Origin of the sequence: Limnohabitans sp. 2KL-17 (genome assembly GCF_003063415.1) — a bacterium.
GTDB lineage: Bacteria > Pseudomonadota > Gammaproteobacteria > Burkholderiales > Burkholderiaceae_C > Limnohabitans_A.
In genome coordinates, this window is sequence record NZ_NESK01000019.1 from 33,861 (window position 1) to 51,197 (window position 17,337).

A 17,337-nucleotide genomic window follows, 5' to 3' on the forward strand; every position below is an offset into this window, starting at 1 on the left:
TCACCTCGGTCGCTTACCCCACCGAAAAGATGCGCCCATGACCCGACCGCACAACCCTTTGGATCGCCTGCTCAAAGGCGCCATTTTGACCACCTTGCTCAGACTGTCATTGCCCAATGTGCTGGCCATGGCCATGACCGTGCTGGTGGGCATTGCCGAGACTTACTATGTTGGCCGCCTGGGCACAGCGCCCCTGGCCGCCATGGCGCTGGTATTTCCATTTGCCATGCTCACGCAAATGATGTCAGCGGGTGCCATGGGGGGTGGTGTGTCTGCCGCCATCAGCCGTGCGCTGGGCGCTTCCGACACAGCACGCGCCCAGAGCTTGCTGCTGCACGCCTTGGTGATCGGTGTGGGTGCGGGTGGACTTTACAGCGCCATTTTTCTGGCCTTTGGGCCCGACTTTTACAATCTTCTCGGGGGCAAGGACGCGGTTCTCGAAGAAGCTGTTCGCTATTCAGCCGTGCTCTTTACCGGTGCTTTGCTGGTCTGGCTCATGAACACGCTGGCCTCTGTTTTGCGGGGAACGGGCAACATGCGCGTCCCTTCAGTGGCGCTGGTCGCCACAGCAGTTTTACAAATCATTTTGGGGGGCGTTCTGTCGTTGGGCGCAGGCCCTTTGCCTGCCATGGGCATGGTGGGCGTGGCCTGGGGGCACATCGTCGCCACAGCCTTCGGGGTGGTTTATTTCCTCTGGTATCTGATGGCTGGTAAGGGCCAGCTGACGCTGAAGCTGAATGCCTTTGAAATGCAAAGGGAGATGTTTGCGGACATCCTCAAAGTGGGGGCTATCGCTTGCTTGTCGCCTGTGCAATCTGTGCTGGCCATTCTGATTTTTACGGGCCTGGTGGCACAACTGGGCACCGAAGCTCTGGCGGGTTATGGCATTGGTCAGCGGCTTGAGTTCATGTTGATCCCGATTGCCTTTGGCATTGGCGTGGCCTCGGTGCCCATGGTGGGCATGGCCATGGGCGCAGGCAATGTAGTTCGGGCAAGGCGTGTGGCTTGGGTGGCGGGTGGCGTATCTGCCTTCAACCTGGGCTTGATCGGTTTGGTGGTCACCCTCGCACCAGACTTGTGGGCTCGTCTGTTCACACAAGACGAAACCGTGCTGAGCCATGCCCGGCAGTACCTGGTCACCGCTGGCCCGGCCTTCCCGTTCTTTGGTCTGGGCTTGACGCTGTACTTCGCATCGCAAGGTGCGGGTCAGGTGGTCGGCCCCGTTCTGGCGGGCACCGTGCGACTGGTTCTGGTGGCAGGCGTGGGCTATTGGCTGGCGCAAAACCACGCCACAGCCGAGAGCTTTTACACACTGGTGGCCGTGGCCATGCTGCTGTATGGGGTGGTGACAGCAGCAGCTGTCTGGTTCACGCCCTGGGGTCCGAAAGACTGAGCACCTGGGGGAACGCCGATGGCATCGGTGCCTGCCTGATCATTTCCAAAATCAGGATGGCAGTAGTTTGTCCTTTTTTCCCAAAAATCAGGGAAAACACCAAGGGCACAAGCGCACCATCCGAGCACAATATGGTTATCAAAAATAACCTTATTGATCTTTTGATCAAGCCATTCCCAGGACCTCCGATGACACAAACCAGCAATCCGATCCTCGAACGCGCAGCGGCCAACGGCATAGCGCTTGAAATGCGCGGCGCTGTGGCCCTGGTGCGTTTGTGCCGTCCGGGCAAGCGCAATGCCCTGAACGACGGCCTGATCGAAGCACTGCGCGATGTCTTCCAAAATCTGCCCCCTGAAGCCGGTGCAGCGGTGATTCACGGCGAAGGTGACCATTTTTGCGCCGGCCTTGATTTGTCCGAACTCAAAGAACGCGATGCTGGCGAAGGCATTCACCACTCACGCAGCTGGCACGTGGCCTTGAACGCGGTTGAGCAAGGGCGCGTGCCCGTGGTCGCGGCGCTGCATGGCGCCGTGGTCGGTGGCGGGCTTGAGTTGGCCAGCGCCAGCCACATCCGAGTGGCCGATGACAGCACTTTCTTCGCCTTGCCAGAAGGCACTCGGGGCATTTTTGTGGGCGGTGGTGGTTCGGTGCGAATTCCCAAACTGATTGGCGCGGCGCGAATGACCGACATGATGCTGACCGGCCGCGTTTACGACGCCAAAGAGGGTGAACGCGTGGGTTTGGCGCAGTACTTGGTTGCCAAAGGCGATGCACTGGACAAGGCCATCGAACTGGCCAACCGAATTGCCACCAACGCGCCATTGACCAACTTTGCACTCATGCATGCCCTGCCCCGCATTGCAGAGCAACCCGCCGACCACGGCCTGTTCACGGAAGCCCTGATTTCTTCGATTGCGCAGGCAGCGCCTGAAGCGAAAGCCCGAGTACGTGCATTCCTTGAGGGCAAGGCCCCCAAAGTACAAAAGGGTTGAGTAGGCATCAAAAAAATAAAGGAGACAAGCATGAGCCCGCTCAAATTCCGCCCCCTGAAGTTCGGCGTCACCCGCGTCACCCTGCGCGATGGCGTGCCAGGCACGCATTACCTGACAGCCGAGCAGCCTTTGCAGCCCTTTGCCGAGCGCATGACAGACCGCCTGCAACACTGGGCACAAACCAAGCCAGACCACAGCTTCATGGCCCGCCGTGTCAAGCAAGCCGATGGCACGCTGGGTGACTGGAAACACATCACCTATGCGCAGGCTTGGGCCACCGCACGCAATATTGCGCAAGGTCTGATCAACCGGGGCTTGAACGCCGAGCGCCCCGTTGTCATCTTGAGTGAGAACAGCTTGGAACACGCCCTGCTGGCCTTGGGCGCCATGGTGGCCGGTGTGCCATTTGTGCCCACATCGCCACCTTATTCACTGGTCAGCGTGGACTACGACAAGCTCAAGCACGTACTCAAAACAGTCACACCCGGCATGGTGTTTGCCTCTGATGCCCGTTACGCCAAAGCCATTGCTACTACGGTCAGCAACGACATGGAAGTGGTGATGGCCGAAGGCGCTGTGGAAGGCCGCCCCGTCACCACATTCGAGAGCCTGTGCGCCACGGCTGCAACGCCTGCAGTGGAGGCAGCCATTGCCGCCACGGGCCCGGACACCATCGTCAAGTTTCTGTTCACCAGCGGTTCAACCAAGCTACCCAAAGCCGTCATCAACACCCAGCGCCTTTGGTGTGCCAACCAGCAGCAGATGGCGCAGTCTATGCCCGTGTTGGCCGAAAAAGAACTTGTATTGGTCGACTGGCTACCATGGAACCACACCTTTGGCGGCAACCACAACGTGGGCATGGTGATCTATCACGGCGGCACGCTGTACATCGACGACGGCAAGCCCACACCGGCGCTCATCAACGAGACTCTGCGCAACTTGCGCGAAATCGCCCCCACGGTGTACTTCAACGTGCCCACCGGCTTTGAAGCCATTGCCAACGCGATGAAGACCGACGATGCCCTGCGCAAGACACTTTTGTCGCGCGTGCAGATGTTCTTTTATGCCGGTGCTGCATTGGCCCAGCCCATCTGGGACAGCCTTTATGAATCGCAAGAGCGCGAAGTGGGTGAACGCATCGTGATGGGCACGGGCTTGGGCATGACCGAGTCGGGTCCGTTCGGCATCTTCGTGACCAACCCCTTTGTGCACGCCGGTGATTTGGGCGTCCCGACGCCCGGCCTGGAACTCAAACTGGTGGACATGCAGGGCAAAACCGAGGTGCGCTACCGTGGACCCAACATCACGCCCGGCTACTGGCGTAACGCCGAAGAAACTGCTGGTGCTTTTGACGAAGAAGGCTTCTTCAAGACGGGCGATGCCGTCAAGTGGATCGACGAAATCGATGTCCATTTGGGCCTGAAATTCGATGGCCGTATTGCCGAAGACTTCAAACTGGCCACCGGCACTTTTGTGAGCGTGGGTCCGCTGCGCAGCAAGATCATTGCAGCAGGCGCACCCTACATTCAGGACGCGGTGCTCACAGGCCTGAACATGAAAGAAGTCGGCGCGATGATTTTTCCGACGCCCGCCGTGCGCGCCTTGAGCGGCCTGGCTGCCGACGTGCCGCTGTCCGAGGTGCTCGCGTCTGCCACTGTACTGGCCAAGTTCCAGGAAATCGTCAACGAGTTGGCCAAAAGCGGCACGGGCAGCGCCAACCGCATCGCTCGCCTGTGCTTGTTGTCAGAGCCGCCCACCATCGACAAAGGCGAAATCACCGACAAGGGCTCCATCAACCAACGCTCAGTGCTGACCCACCGCGCCGACACCGTCGCAGCTTTGCATGGCGAAACGCTGCACTACATCATCAAGCCCCAGGCTTGAACTTAAAGAAAGAACAACATGGCTTCCAAAGGTTTCTTCAACGCTTTTGCCGATGTGTGGATGCACGAAGGCGTGCGCACGCCCATGGTCGATTACTGCGGCGCACTCGGCCACATCTCCCCCACGGACCTGGGCATCAAGGCCGCCCGCGAAGCCTTAAAGCGCGCAGGCATTGCCCCCACCGAGATCGGCTCGGTCATCACGGGCAACATGGCCCCTGGCGACTTTGACCAGTTTGTATTGCCGCGCCATATTGGCCTGTATGCCGGCGTGCCACAAGAGGTGCCCGCCATCATGGTGCAGCGCATTTGCGGCACCGGCTTTGAACTCTTTCGCCAGGCAGGCGAGCAGATTGAATCGGGCGTTTGCGAGGCTGCGCTGGTTGTTGGTACCGAAAGCATGACGCGCAATCCGATTGCCGCCTTTGACCACCGCACCGGTTTCAAGCTGGGCGCACCCGTGGGCTTCAAGGACTTCATGTGGGAGGCCCTGAAGGATCCGGCTGCAGGCATCAACATGATCCAGACCGCCGAAAACCTGGCCAAAAAATACAACATCACCCGCGAAGAGGTGGACCAGTTCGCCTCAGACTCTTTTGCCAAAGCCGTGGCTGCCCAGGAATCGGGTTTTCATGCGGGTGAAATCGTCCCTGTGGTCACTGAAAAATTTGAACTCGAAGGCTACAACGCCCGCGGCATCAAGTTGCAAGGCAAAGTCACCCAAGTCAGTGCCGACACCCACCCACGCATTTCGCCACCCGAAGTGTTGGCCAAGCTCAGGTCCGTTTACGAAGGCGGCGTTCAAACCGGTGGCAACAGCTCAGCCTTGGTCGATGGTGCCGCCGCTTGTGTGGTCACTTCCGGAGTGTATGCCAAAGCCCACGGCAAAAAACCTCTGGCCCGCTTGCTTGCAGCGGCCGCCGTGGGCGTTCCGCCCGAAATAATGGGCATCGGCCCGGCACCGGCGATTCGCCTTCTGCTGGAGCGCACGGGCCTGAAGCTGTCAGACATTGGCCGCTTCGAGATCAACGAAGCCCAAGGCGCGCAAACACTGGCTGTGGGCCGCGAATTGGGCCTCGACCTGTCCAAGCTCAACGTGAATGGCGGCGCGATTGCGCTGGGCCACCCGCTGGCGGCCACTGGCGTGCGCCTGACCCTCACGCTGGCGCGTGAACTGAAACGTTCAGGTCTGCGCTACGGCATCTCAAGTGCCTGTGTGGGTGGCGGTCAGGGCATTGCACTGTTGATTGAAAACCCAGATGCTGCAGCCTGATCGCACCTGAAGCATTTACCCTCCTCTTTCGACCAAGGAACCCAAATGAACATCCAAGGACAAGCAGCACTGGTCACCGGCGGCGGCTCCGGTCTGGGCGAAGCCACTGCACGCGAACTGGCCCGGCTGGGCGCCAAGGTTGTGGTGCTCGACCTGAACATGGACAACGCCGAGCGCGTGGCCAAGGACATCGGTGGCATGCCGTCAAATGCAATGTGAGCGATCCGGACAGCATGGCTCAAGCCATTGAAAGCGCAGCCGCTGCACACGGCCCCGCCCGAATTCTGATGCAAATTGCAGGCATTGGCAGCGCCAAGCGCGTGGTCGGCAAGGACGGCAACGCCGCACCGCTGGAAGACTTTGCCAAAGTGATCAACGTCAACCTGATCGGCACTTACAACGCGGCACGCCTTTTTGCTGCGGCATGCGCCAAACTCGATCCAATGGAAGCTGGTGCCCGCGGCGTGATGGTCTTCACCGCATCGGTTGCTGCTTTTGATGGTCAGGTCGGCCAGCAAGCCTACAGCGCCTCCAAAGCCGGCGTGGTGGGCATGACGCTGCCCATGGCGCGAGACCTGGCGCAACATGGGATCCGCGTGTGCACCATCGCCCCCGGCCTGTTCAAGACCCCGCTTTTGGCCAGCTTGCCTGAGCCCGTACAGCAGTCTTTGGCTGCCAGCATTCCCTTTCCAGCACGCTTGGGCAAGCCGGAAGAATTTGCCGAACTGGCCGTACACATCGTGCACAACAACCACCTGAACGGCGAAGTCATTCGTCTGGATGGCGCCCTTCGCATGGCCCCCCGCTGAAAGACCCCGAATGAGCAAGACTGTTGTTTACGAAGTGCAAGTGATGTTCGGGGACTGCGACCCCGCGGGCATCGTGTTCTTCCCTAATTTTTCCAAATGGATGGACGCTTCGTCATTGAACTTTTTCGTCAAGTGTGGCGTTCTGCCTTGGCGGGAGTTGGTCAAGACGCGCGGCATCATCGGCACCCCGCTGCTGGAGATCAACACCAAATTCATCCGTCCCGCCACCTATGGCGAGACCCTGCAGGTGCAAACCAGCGTGCAGGAGTGGCGTGACAAAGTCTTTGTACACAAGCATGTGGTGATGCGTGGCGACACTGTGCTGTGCGAAGGCACCGAAGTTCGGGCATTTTGCATCAAGCACCCCGAAGACCCCGACCGCATCAAAGCCATTCCCGTGCCCGAGGACATCAAGGTTTTGTGCAGCTAAAAAGCTGCACAAAGCCTTTCTTGCACGCAACGTACACCCCGAAGAGAACAGAACCGAAGCATGTATTACGAACCTGGCATCACCCCCCATGGCCTGCCGCACGACCCGTTCAAGTCATGCGTGATCCCGCGTCCCATTGGCTGGATCTCGACCGTTGATGCACAAGGCCGTCACAACCTGGCGCCTTACAGCCAGTTTCAGAACGTGACATTTGATCCGCCCATCGTCATGTTCAGTGCCAACCAGACCACCCAAGGCGAGCGCAAGGACTCTGTGCGAAACGCCGAACAGACCGGTGAATTTGTCTGGAACATGGCCACCTATGAACTGCGCGATGCCGTCAATCTTTCTGCCCAAGAGGTTCCCCCTGGCGTGGACGAATTTGAACTTGCTGGCCTGGAAAAACTGGCCAGTCGGCTTGTCAAACCCATGCGGGTCAAGGGCTCACCCATACAGTTCGAGTGCGTCTACCTCAACAGCCTTCGCTTTCCGGGAAAGCCCCCCATGGGCAGTGCCGATGTGGTTTTTGGCCGCGTCGTGGCCATCCACATCGATGACGAGGTCATTGATACCCAAGGCTTGGTGGATGTGCTCAAGATCCAGCCGCTGGCGCGCATGGGTTACTACGACTACACATTTGTAGACAAGAAATTTCAAATGGTCATTCCTGGTAACAGCAAAGCCTTGTTGGCGGGTTTGGAAGGGTCTGCGGACAAGGCATTCAAGGCAGCATCGTCCCACTGATCCCAACCCAAACCGCCCAAAACACTGATTTTTTAACCCGTTTTCCAACCACCCCTTAGAGGAGACAAGCATGAGCAATCGCCGTGAATTCATTCAAACCACTGTCACTACAGCCCTATTTGGCAGCACTGCTTTCCAGCACGTTTGGGCACAAAGCGGCTTGCCCATCGAGCAAGTCAAAGTGCTCTACGGTTTCCCGCCTGGCAGTTCGGGCGACATTTGCGCCCGACGCGTGGCCGAAAAATTTGGCGGCACCCCTTACAGCAAAAACTCTGGCGTGATCGACAGCCGTCCGGGTGCTGGGGGACAAATCGCCCTGAATTTGCTGAAAAGCGCGCCAGCCGATGGCTCGGTGCTGGCCATGACCCCTTTTTCGGCCATTTCGCTTTACCCCCACATTTTCAAAAACCTGCAATACAAGCCCTTTGAAGACTTCACCCCGGTGGGCACCGCCTCCATGATTCACCACGGCTTTGCCGTGGGCCCCATGGTGCCGGCCAGTGTCAAGAACGTGAAAGACTTTGTGGTCTGGGCCAAAGCCAACCCCGCGCAAGCGAGCTACGGATCCCCTGCTGCCGGTTCAACACCTCACTTCATTGGCGCCTTGTTGGGCCTGAACCAGAATTTTGAGTTCAAGCATGTTCCCTACCGTGGCTCAGTGCCTGGCGTGACCGACGTGGTCGGAGGCCAGATCGCCTGTATGTTCACACCCCACGGTGATTTCATTGCCAACCACAAAGCCGGCAAAATGCGCCTGCTGGCCACGTCCGGCAAGACCCGTTCGCCTTTTGTTCCTGATGTGGCCACGTTTGCCGAACAAGGCTTTCCGGAATTGACCGTGGAAGAATGGTTTGGTTTTTATGCACCCGCCAAAACCCCCGCGAATGTGATCCAGGTCGCCAACGCAGCCATCAACGCTGCCCTGAAAGACAAAGGCGTGCAAGACGCCTTGACCGTGGTCGGCTTGATTCCCTTTGGCGGCACAACGGCAGACCAACTGAAAAGCTCACAAGTGGAGCTCGAGCGTTGGGGCCCGCTGATCAAGCGCATCGGCTTCAGCGTCGACTCCTGATCTGCCGCTGGGCTGCCACGGTCCGGAGCACCCTGACGGCGCTCCGGATTTTTTGATTGACTGAACTCGCCATGAACACCTACCAGCCCCGCACCGAAGACATGCAGTTTGTGTTGTCCCGCGTTTTGAATGCGCACACCCAACTGAAAGCCCTGCCCGCCTTTGCCGAGGTAGACGCGAATCTGATGCAGCAAGTGCTGGACGAGGCGGGCAAGTTCGTGAGCGAAGTCATCGCCCCCCTCAACCGAGATGGCGACGAAATCGGGGCCCAATGGAAAGATGGCGCAGTCACCATGCCGCCAGGCTTCAAGAAGGCTTACCAGTCCTTCTGCACGGTGCATACGAATGCATCAAGCACCACGCCAGTGATGAACTCAAAGCGCAATACCTCGACAAAGTGGCCAGCGGCGAATGGCTGGCCACGATGTGCATGACCGAGCCACACGCAGGCTCCGACCTGGGCCTGGCCCGCACCAAGGCTGTCCCCATGCCCGACGGCCGCTATGCGGTCAGTGGCACCAAAATTTTCATCTCGGGTGGCGACCACGACCTGACCGACAACATCGTTCACTTGGTGCTGGCGCGTTTGCCCGATGCGCCCCCCGGCCCCAAAGGCCTGTCACTGTTTCTGGTCCCCAAGTTTTACCCGGACGGCACAAGAAGCCGCGTGCACTGCGACCGGATCGAAGAGAAAATGGGCCTGCACGGCAGTCCCACTTGCGTGATGCGTTTTGACGAAGCCTTGTGTGCCATCGTGGGCGAGCCTGGCAAAGGCCTGGGCGCCATGTTTGTGATGATGAACGCAGCCCGCCTGCATGTGGCCCTGCAAGGCATTGGCCTTTTGGATGCGGCCTGGCAAAAGGCCGATGCCTATGCGCAAGAGCGACGCCAGATGCGGGCGCCTGGCAAAGGCAAATCGGCAGGTGAGGCCGACCTGATCGGCGAGCACCCAGCCATGCGCCGCATCCTGGACACACAACGCGCCTGGGTCGATGCGGGTCGCGTGTTGGCCTACCGCACAGCGCTCGAACTCGACTTGATCAAGCACAGTCCTGATGCCGACAAACAGGCCGCCGCCCAGCGCTGGTGCGCGCTGGTCACACCAGTGATGAAATCGGTCTTCACCCACCAGGCCTTTCATGGCGGCAGTGATTGTCTGCAGGTGTTCGGTGGCCACGGCTATGTGCGCGAGTGGGGCATTGAGCAAATCGTGCGCGATGCGCGTGTGGCCATGATTTACGAAGGCACCAACGAAATTCAGGCGATCGACCTGCTGGTTCGCAAAATACTGCCCGACGGCGGTGCAGGCATGTATGCCCTGCTGGACACTGTCCAAGCCGACTTGCCAGATAAGCACAAAGCCAGCACACAGGCGCACGCTCGCATTCAGACGCTCCGCGCTGTGACAGCGCAGGTCGTCAAGACCGCACCGCAAGACGCGGCGCTGGCGTTTCGCGTCGCCGACGACTACCTGCGTGCCGTGGCACTGGTGCTGATGGACTGGGCCTGGTTGCGCATCGAAGCCGGTATCGAAGCCGACACACCCAATGCTGACACCCGCTGGCGTGCCCCGGCCAAAGCCCTGCGCGACTGGGTGCTGCCCGAGTTCCAGATGCGCACCTTCATCATCGTGTCGCAGTGCGCCGCTGTGGCCACATAATCACGCTGCCATGCCTAAAACCAAAACCCCAGCGCCCGGCACAGGCGAGCTGAAAAAACCAAAAGTGCCGGTCAAAGTGCCAGCCCGTCTGGTCAAGGGTGCTGCCAAGGGTCTGACTGCTAAAAATCCAGTCAAAGTTTCCACCAGCCCACCCAAAGACAAGCCGTCGACGGCCATCGACAAGGTGGACACCAGCTTCCTGCAAACCCTGATGGGCTACAACGCTCGCCGGGCGGCACTGAGCATCATCGAGTTGTTTCTGGAGCGCCTCGCGCCCTATGGGCTCAAGCCGGTGGATTTTTCTGTCATGTCCACCATCCAGCACAACCCCGGCGTGACCTCCCGGCAACTTTGTGCGACCCTCAACCTGCTGCCCCCCAACCTGGTGGGCCTGATCCAGTCACTGGAATCCCGCGGTCTGATTGAGCGCAAACCCCACCCCCACGATGGACGGGCGGTCGGTTTGCATGCCTCCCCAAAGGGCCAGGCCCTGATGGTGCAAGCCGAGCAAGCCGCCAGCGAGCTGGAAATCGAGAAAACTGCCAAGCTCACGCCCTCTCAACGCCAAACCCTGCTAACGCTGCTGCAAAAAATTTACCTTTGACTTCGCTCGGCCAAAAAGATGTCTATGCGGCGGTTGCGTGCCCGGCCAGCTTCTGTGGCGTTGTCGGCAATGGGTTCGCGTGAACCGCGTCCATCAATCGCGATGCGGCTGCTGCTCACGCCGCAAGAGACCAAATAATCACGCGCACTTTGGGCGCGGTTGACCGACAAGGGGTTGTTGATGGCATCGCTGCCAGTGTTGTCGGTGTGGCCCACGATGCGCACTTCCATGCCGGGCTGCTGACCCAAGCCTTGGGCGAACTGGTCCAGGATCGGGCGCAAATTCGGCTTGATGTCAGACCGCCCCGTGTCAAAAGAAATGTCATTCGGGATGCTCAGCTTGAGCTGGTTGTCTGCGGTTTGGGTGACCACCGTGCCCGTGCCCGCTGTGGCGGTTTCCATGGCGCGCTTTTTGTCTTCCATGTTTTTGGACCAGACATAGCCGCCCAAAGCTCCCAGGCCCGCGCCAATGGCAGTGGATTGGCTGTCGCGCCCCAATATCTGACCGGCCACCGCACCAATCAAGGCGCCCGTACCTGCGGCTTTTTGCTCTGGTGTGGCGGTGGCGCAACCCGTGAGCAATATGGCCAGAGCACTGGTCCAACTGCCAGCAGCTTTGAATGCATGACTTGTCTTCATCTGAAAGATCCTTTGGTTCATGCAAACCACTCTAATGTCGATGCTCAGGCGTATCGGTGCGGTAACGCACCCGCTTGCAGCCCATGGCATTTGATGTCGCCAGCAGGCAGAATTTGCAGGCCTGTCCGAGACATCCATGGCTTTGGCCTTCTGGCAAGATATTCACATTGATAAACAACAAAATCGACCATGAACGCCACCACCTTGCCCCAGCCTTGCGACCATGCCCCTTTGATCGGTCGCGTATGGCAACCCAACACGGGGCCAGTCCTGGTCGCGGTCACGCCCGAAGCGGTTCTTGACCTGTCCCCTTTGGCGGCAACTTGCAGCGACTTGCTGGAACAAGACCAGGTGGCCGTTCGCGTTCAACAGTTCATGGCATCCGGCCAGGCCCATCGGCTGGGCGACACGGCCGCGATCCTGGTCAACAGCACCGAAACTGACCGTGACCCCGCGTTGCCATGGTTCATGGCACCCTGCGATTTACAAGCTATCAAAGCTGCAGGTGTGACTTTTGTGGCCAGCATGCTTGAGCGCGTGATCGAAGAACAAGCCCGGGGCGATGCCAGCCGGGCCGAGGCCGTGCGGCAGGCGGTGGTGGCCGTGATCGGTGACAACTTGCGCAGCGTGGTCCCTGGTTCGCCCGAATCAGTCAAACTCAAAGAGGTGCTGCTGGCCCAAGGCATGTGGTCTCAGTATCTTGAAGTCGGGATCGGGCCGGATGCTGAGATCTTCACCAAAGCGCAGCCCATGAGCGCTGTGGGCACCGGGGCCATGGTTGGCATCCACCCAGGCAGCCAGTGGAACAACCCCGAGCCCGAAATTGTGCTGGCGGCCAATTCGCGCGGCGAAGTGGTGGGCGCAACCCTGGGCAACGATGTGAACCTGCGCGACTTTGAAGGCCGCAGCGCTTTGCTGTTGGGCAAGGCCAAGGACAACAACGCCAGTTGCGCCATTGGCCCTTTCATTCGCCTGTTTGACGCGCACTTTGGCATCGACGATGTCCGCCAATGTGAACTGAGTCTGAAAGTTCAAGGCCCCGAGGGTTTTGTCATGCAAGGCAGCAGTTCCCTGTCGCAAATCAGCCGGGATCCGCTGGACCTGGTCGGGCAAGCCATGGGCAAATACCACCAATACCCCGACGGCATGATGCTGTTTCTGGGCACCATGTTCGCCCCCACCCAAGACCGCCACGGCCCAGGCCAGGGCTTCACGCATGTGGCGGGCGATGTGGTCAGCGTCTCAACCCCTCTGCTGGGCACCTTGGTCAACCAGGTCACCACCTCCGACCAAGCCAAGCCTTGGACATATGGCGCGCGTGCCCTGATGCGCGACTTGGCACGCCGGGGGCTTTTGGCCTGATCAACGACTCGCGCATCAGCCAGCCCCATGGCGCCCGGCCCTCTGTGCTGGCATAATTTTGGGTTTTCTACACCCGGGTTTGCCACATGGCTGCCCCGGGCCACTTCCTCCTGAAAGCTCACCCATGAACACGACACCCTCCGGCCTGCAATACGAAGACACCGTTGTGGGCGAAGGCGCAGAAGCCACCCCAGGTCAAGACGTGACGGTGCACTACACCGGCTGGCTCTACAACGAAGGGGGGCAAGGCGCCAAGTTCGACTCCAGCCGTGACCGCCGCGATCCCTTTGTGTTCGGTCTGGGCGCTGGCATGGTCATCAAGGGCTGGGACGAAGGTGTTGCCGGCATGAAGGTGGGCGGTCAGCGCACCCTGATCATCCCCTCCGAGCTGGGTTATGGCGCCCGCGGCGCTGGCGGCGTGATTCCAGCCAACGCCACCTTGAAGTTCGACGTGGAATTGCTGGCCCTGAGCTGAGCCTGTCGCTTACCCCCTGGACTCTGCCCGCCACTCTGGCGGGTTTTTTCTTGACCTCTTGAAGCCTGAGACAACGCCCCTATTTAATGGGGGTATTCATTTTTTTCCGGACATTGTTCATGTCAGAAGCCACACAAAACCCCAATAACAGCCCCTTGAGCAACGAAGAACTGGCCGCTGAAGCCACAAATTCGGCCTCCTCCCCCCCTGACCTGCTGGGTGATGCCCAAGCTGAACTGGCCAATCTGAAGGCGCAAAACGCCGATCTGGCCGATCAATTCCTGCGTGCCCAGGCCGATGTGCAAAACGCTCGCCGCCGAGCCGATGATGAAATCGCCAAGGCCCGCAAGTTCGCCGTCGAAGGATTTGCAGACAGCCTGTTGCCCGTTCTGGACAGCCTGGAAGCCGGGCTGGCCATCCCAAACGTCACCATCGAGCAAATCCGGGAAGGGTCTGAAGCCACCTTGCGCCAACTCAAAAGTGCCATGGAACGCAACAAAGTGCTCGAAATAGCCCCCCCTGCCGGAACCAAGTTCGACCCACACCACCACCAAGCCATCAGCGTGGTGCCCGCCGAACAGGAGGCCAACACCGTGGTATCGGTGCTGCAAAAGGGCTACTCCATCGCTGACCGCGTGCTTCGCCCTGCTTTGGTGACGGTCACAGCCCCCAAGTAAGCACAGGCTTTCACCTAAAACCTTTTTTGGAGCAGGGGGACTTGAAAAGTTTCCCCACTGCCCCACTTGCGAATCATCTGCATTTCAATCAATTTCGGAGTATAAAAATGGGAAGAATCATCGGTATTGACTTGGGCACCACCAACTCGTGCGTGGCCATCATGGAAGGCAACACGACCAAAGTGATCGAAAACGCCGAAGGCGCTCGCACCACCCCGTCGATCATTGCGTACCAAGAAGACGGCGAAATCCTGGTCGGCGCTTCGGCCAAGCGCCAGGCCGTCACAAACCCCCGGAACACTCTTTACGCAGTCAAGCGCCTGATCGGTCGTAAGTTCGCAGAAAAAGAAGTCCAAAAAGACATCGACCTGATGCCTTACACCATCGCCAAAGCCGACAACGGCGACGCCTGGGTGGAAGTGCGTGGTCAAAAACTGGCCCCTCCTCAGATCAGCGCCGAGATCCTGCGCAAGATGAAGAAAACCGCCGAAGACTACCTCGGCGAAGAAGTGACCGAGGCCGTGATCACGGTGCCCGCTTACTTCAACGATGCGCAGCGCCAAGCCACCAAAGACGCGGGCCGGATTGCTGGCTTGGACGTCAAACGCATCATCAACGAACCCACGGCTGCTGCCTTGGCGTTCGGTCTGGATAAAACCGAAAAAGGCGATCGCAAGATTGCCGTGTATGACCTGGGTGGCGGCACTTTCGACGTGTCCATCATCGAAATCGCCGACATCGATGGTGAAAAGCAGTTCGAAGTGCTTTCAACCAACGGCGACACGTTTCTGGGCGGCGAAGACTTCGACCAGCGCATCATCGACTTCATCATCACCGAGTTCAAAAAAGAATCCGGCGTTGATCTGGCCAAAGACGTGCTGGCTCTGCAGCGTCTGAAAGAGTCTGCAGAAAAAGCCAAGATCGAATTGTCTAGCTCGGCCTCGACCGACATCAACCTGCCGTACATCACGGCAGATGCCACAGGCCCCAAGCACCTGAACATCAAGCTGACCCGCGCCAAGTTGGAGCAGTTGGTAGAAGAGCTGATCGAGCGCACCATTGCCCCTTGCCGTACAGCGATCAAGGACGCAGGTGTGTCGGTTGGCGACATCGACGACATCATTCTGGTCGGTGGCATGTCACGCATGCCCAAAGTGCAAGAAAAGGTCAAAGAGTTTTTTGGCAAAGAGCCACGCAAGGATGTGAACCCCGATGAAGCCGTGGCCGTTGGCGCAGCGATTCAGGGCCAGGTTTTGTCGGGCGATCGCACCGACGTGCTGCTGCTTGATGTGACCCCCCTGTCATTGGGCATTGAAACCATGGGCGGTGTCATGACCAAGATGATCACCAAGAACACCACCATCCCGACCAAGTTTGCACAGACCTTCTCGACCGCAGAGGACAACCAGCCGGCAGTGACGATCAAGGTGTTCCAGGGTGAGCGTGAGATCGCCAGCGGCAACAAAGCATTGGGTGAATTCAACCTCGAAGGCATCCCACCATCACCGCGCGGTACACCGCAAATCGAAGTGTCTTTTGACATTGATGCCAACGGCATCTTGCACGTGGGTGCCAAAGACAAAGGCACCGGCAAAGAAAACAAGATCACGATCAAGGCCAACTCGGGCTTGTCTGAAGCCGAAATTCAGCAAATGGTAAAAGACGCCGAGCTGAACGCCGAAGAAGACAAGAAAAAGCTGGCGTTGGTACAAGCTCGCAACGCCGGTGAAGCTGCTGTCCACAGTGTCAGGAAAAGCCTGACCGAGCATGGCGACAAGATCGAAGCGGCTGAAAAAGAAGCGATCGAAGCAGCCGCCAAATCACTGGAAGAAGCTTTGAAGGGCGAGGACAAAGACGCCATCGAAGCCAAAACCGAAGCTCTGATGACGGCCAGCCAAAAGCTGGGCGAAAAAGTCTATGCCGACATGCAAGCGCAGCAAGCTGCTGCGGGCGCAGCCGCTGGCGGTGCCGCCGAGGCCAAACCACAAGACGACAACGTGGTGGACGCTGAGGTCAAGGAAGTCAAAAAGGGCTAATACCCCACCCCTCTGCGGGTTTCCCGCAGTCCCGCCGCGCAAGCTGATTCAGGTGACTGAATTGCCTTCGCGGCGTTCTTGTTCTAACGGTTGGATTGCCCCATGGCCAAACGAGATTTTTACGAAGTGCTGGGCGTTGCCAAAAACGCCTCAGACGAAGACATCAAAAAGGCTTATCGCAAATTGGCGATGAAGTACCACCCTGACCGCAACCAGGGTGAGGATGCGAAAGCCAAAGAAGCCGAGGCCAAATTCAAGGAAGTCAAAGAAGCCTACGAAATGCTGTCGGACGCGCAAAAGCGCGCCGCCTATGACCAGCACGGTCACGCCGGTGTCGACCCCAATATGCGCGGTGGCGCCGAAGGCTTTGGCGGTTTTGGTGATGCATTTGGTGACATCTTTGGCGACATCTTTGGTGGCCAGGCCCGTGGTGGGCGTGGCGGCGGACGCCAGGTTTTCCGTGGTGCTGACCTGAGCTATGCCATGGAGATCACGCTCGAAGAGGCCGCCCATGGCAAGGATTCGCAATTGCGCATACCGAGCTGGGATGCCTGCGACACCTGCAGTGGTTCTGGCGCCAAGCCGGGTACCAGCGCAAAAACATGCGCAACCTGCCATGGTCAGGGCCAGGTGCAAATGCGCCAAGGGTTTTTCAGCGTGCAGCAGACCTGCCCACATTGCCGTGGCACCGGCAAGATCATTCCAGAGCCCTGCGGCACATGCCAAGGCCAAGGCAAGGTCAAAAAACAAAAAACACTCGAAGTCAAAATCCCGGCGGGTATCGACGATGGCATGCGCATCCGCAGTGCAGGCAACGGCGAACCGGGCACCAATGGCGGGCCACCGGGTGATCTGTTCATCGAGATCCGCCTCAAGAAACATGCAATTTTTGAACGCGATGGTGATGACTTGCACTGTGCTGTGCCCATCGGCTTCACCAAAGCGGCTTTGGGTGGTGAAATTGACGTGCCCACTTTGGGCGGAAAAGCAGCCATCGACATTCCGGAAGGCACCCAGACGGGCAAACAATTCCGATTGCGCGGCAAAGGCATCAAAGGCGTGCGGGGCAGTTACCCGGGTGATTTGTATTGCCACATCACGGTGGAAACGCCCGTCAAGCTCACCGAACACCAGAAAAAACTGCTCAAGGAATTTGATGACTCGCTGAGCAAAGGCGGTGGAAAGCACCAGCCCAGCGGCGAAAGCTGGACCGACAAACTCAAAGGGTTCTTCGGCGCGTAAAGCCGGGCGTTTACTGAAAGGCGGTTTGACTTGCGTCAAACCGC

The 17,337-nt window shown here is 58.9% G+C and carries 14 protein-coding genes and 2 pseudogenes; 15 read left to right on the top strand and 1 reads right to left on the bottom strand.

Going from position 1 to position 17,337, the window contains the following annotated elements; genetic code table 11:
- The first annotated feature begins 37 nt into the window (after window positions 1–37).
- From B9Z45_RS10845 to B9Z45_RS10890, 10 genes and pseudogenes are all read left to right on the top strand, one after another.
- Window positions 38–1,393 carry an MATE family efflux transporter gene (locus tag B9Z45_RS10845; protein WP_108407239.1) on the top strand — a complete coding sequence of 452 codons (1,356 nt, stop codon included), beginning with the start codon at window positions 38–40 and terminating at the stop codon, window positions 1,391–1,393.
- 248 nt (window positions 1,394–1,641) lie between these two features.
- Complete coding sequence (locus B9Z45_RS10850) at window positions 1,642–2,388, top strand: crotonase/enoyl-CoA hydratase family protein (RefSeq protein WP_370445833.1); 747 nt, start codon at window positions 1,642–1,644, stop codon at window positions 2,386–2,388.
- A 30-nt stretch (window positions 2,389–2,418) separates the two neighbouring features.
- Complete coding sequence (locus tag B9Z45_RS10855) at window positions 2,419–4,272, top strand: feruloyl-CoA synthase (protein WP_108407241.1); 1,854 nt, start codon at window positions 2,419–2,421, stop codon at window positions 4,270–4,272.
- Between the two features lie 18 nt (window positions 4,273–4,290).
- A complete protein-coding gene (locus tag B9Z45_RS10860) occupies window positions 4,291–5,544 on the top strand; it encodes a thiolase family protein (RefSeq protein ID WP_108407242.1) in 1,254 nt (417 codons plus the stop codon).
- Between the two features lie 45 nt (window positions 5,545–5,589).
- A pseudogene (locus B9Z45_RS10865) lies at window positions 5,590–6,353 on the top strand (SDR family NAD(P)-dependent oxidoreductase).
- Between the two features lie 10 nt (window positions 6,354–6,363).
- Entirely contained in the window at window positions 6,364–6,783 is a 420-nt protein-coding gene (locus B9Z45_RS10870; protein WP_108407243.1) for a thioesterase family protein, read from the top strand.
- A 60-nt stretch (window positions 6,784–6,843) separates the two neighbouring features.
- Complete coding sequence (locus B9Z45_RS10875) at window positions 6,844–7,527, top strand: flavin reductase family protein (RefSeq protein ID WP_108407244.1); 684 nt, start codon at window positions 6,844–6,846, stop codon at window positions 7,525–7,527.
- A 70-nt stretch (window positions 7,528–7,597) separates the two neighbouring features.
- On the top strand, window positions 7,598–8,599 hold the full coding sequence (locus tag B9Z45_RS10880) for a Bug family tripartite tricarboxylate transporter substrate binding protein (protein WP_108407245.1): 1,002 nt from the start codon (window positions 7,598–7,600) through the stop codon (window positions 8,597–8,599).
- Between the two features lie 71 nt (window positions 8,600–8,670).
- Window positions 8,671–10,259 (top strand): annotated as a pseudogene (locus B9Z45_RS10885) (acyl-CoA dehydrogenase family protein).
- Window positions 10,260–10,269: 10 nt separating this feature from the next.
- Window positions 10,270–10,863 (top strand): MarR family winged helix-turn-helix transcriptional regulator, encoded by a 594-nt coding sequence (locus tag B9Z45_RS10890; RefSeq protein WP_370445830.1) that lies wholly within the window; start codon window positions 10,270–10,272, stop codon window positions 10,861–10,863.
- Here B9Z45_RS10890 and B9Z45_RS10895 read toward each other — a convergent pair.
- On the bottom strand, window positions 10,854–11,501 hold the full coding sequence (locus tag B9Z45_RS10895) for an OmpA family protein (protein ID WP_108407246.1): 648 nt from the start codon (window positions 11,499–11,501) through the stop codon (window positions 10,854–10,856). The genes B9Z45_RS10890 and B9Z45_RS10895 overlap by 10 nt on opposite strands.
- 189 nt (window positions 11,502–11,690) lie before the next feature.
- On the opposite strand from B9Z45_RS10895, the gene B9Z45_RS10900 reads away from it, so the two are divergent.
- The 5 genes from B9Z45_RS10900 to dnaJ all read left to right on the top strand — a co-directional run bounded on the left by B9Z45_RS10900 (window position 11,691) and on the right by dnaJ (window position 17,293).
- Window positions 11,691–12,863 carry a fumarylacetoacetate hydrolase family protein gene (locus tag B9Z45_RS10900; RefSeq protein WP_108407247.1) on the top strand — a complete coding sequence of 391 codons (1,173 nt, stop codon included), beginning with the start codon at window positions 11,691–11,693 and terminating at the stop codon, window positions 12,861–12,863.
- Window positions 12,864–12,987: 124 nt separating this feature from the next.
- Window positions 12,988–13,338, top strand: a complete 351-nt coding sequence (locus tag B9Z45_RS10905; RefSeq protein ID WP_108407248.1) for an FKBP-type peptidyl-prolyl cis-trans isomerase — start codon at window positions 12,988–12,990, stop codon at window positions 13,336–13,338.
- A gap of 119 nt (window positions 13,339–13,457) precedes the next feature.
- Window positions 13,458–14,015 carry a nucleotide exchange factor GrpE gene (grpE, locus tag B9Z45_RS10910; protein WP_108407281.1) on the top strand — a complete coding sequence of 186 codons (558 nt, stop codon included), beginning with the start codon at window positions 13,458–13,460 and terminating at the stop codon, window positions 14,013–14,015.
- A 107-nt stretch (window positions 14,016–14,122) separates the two neighbouring features.
- Window positions 14,123–16,051 (top strand): molecular chaperone DnaK, encoded by a 1,929-nt coding sequence (dnaK, locus tag B9Z45_RS10915; protein ID WP_108407249.1) that lies wholly within the window; start codon window positions 14,123–14,125, stop codon window positions 16,049–16,051.
- 102 nt (window positions 16,052–16,153) lie between these two features.
- Window positions 16,154–17,293: a molecular chaperone DnaJ gene (dnaJ, locus tag B9Z45_RS10920; RefSeq protein ID WP_108407250.1), complete on the top strand. Its 1,140-nt coding sequence runs from the start codon at window positions 16,154–16,156 to the stop codon at window positions 17,291–17,293.
- Window positions 17,294–17,337: the final 44 nt, after the last annotated feature.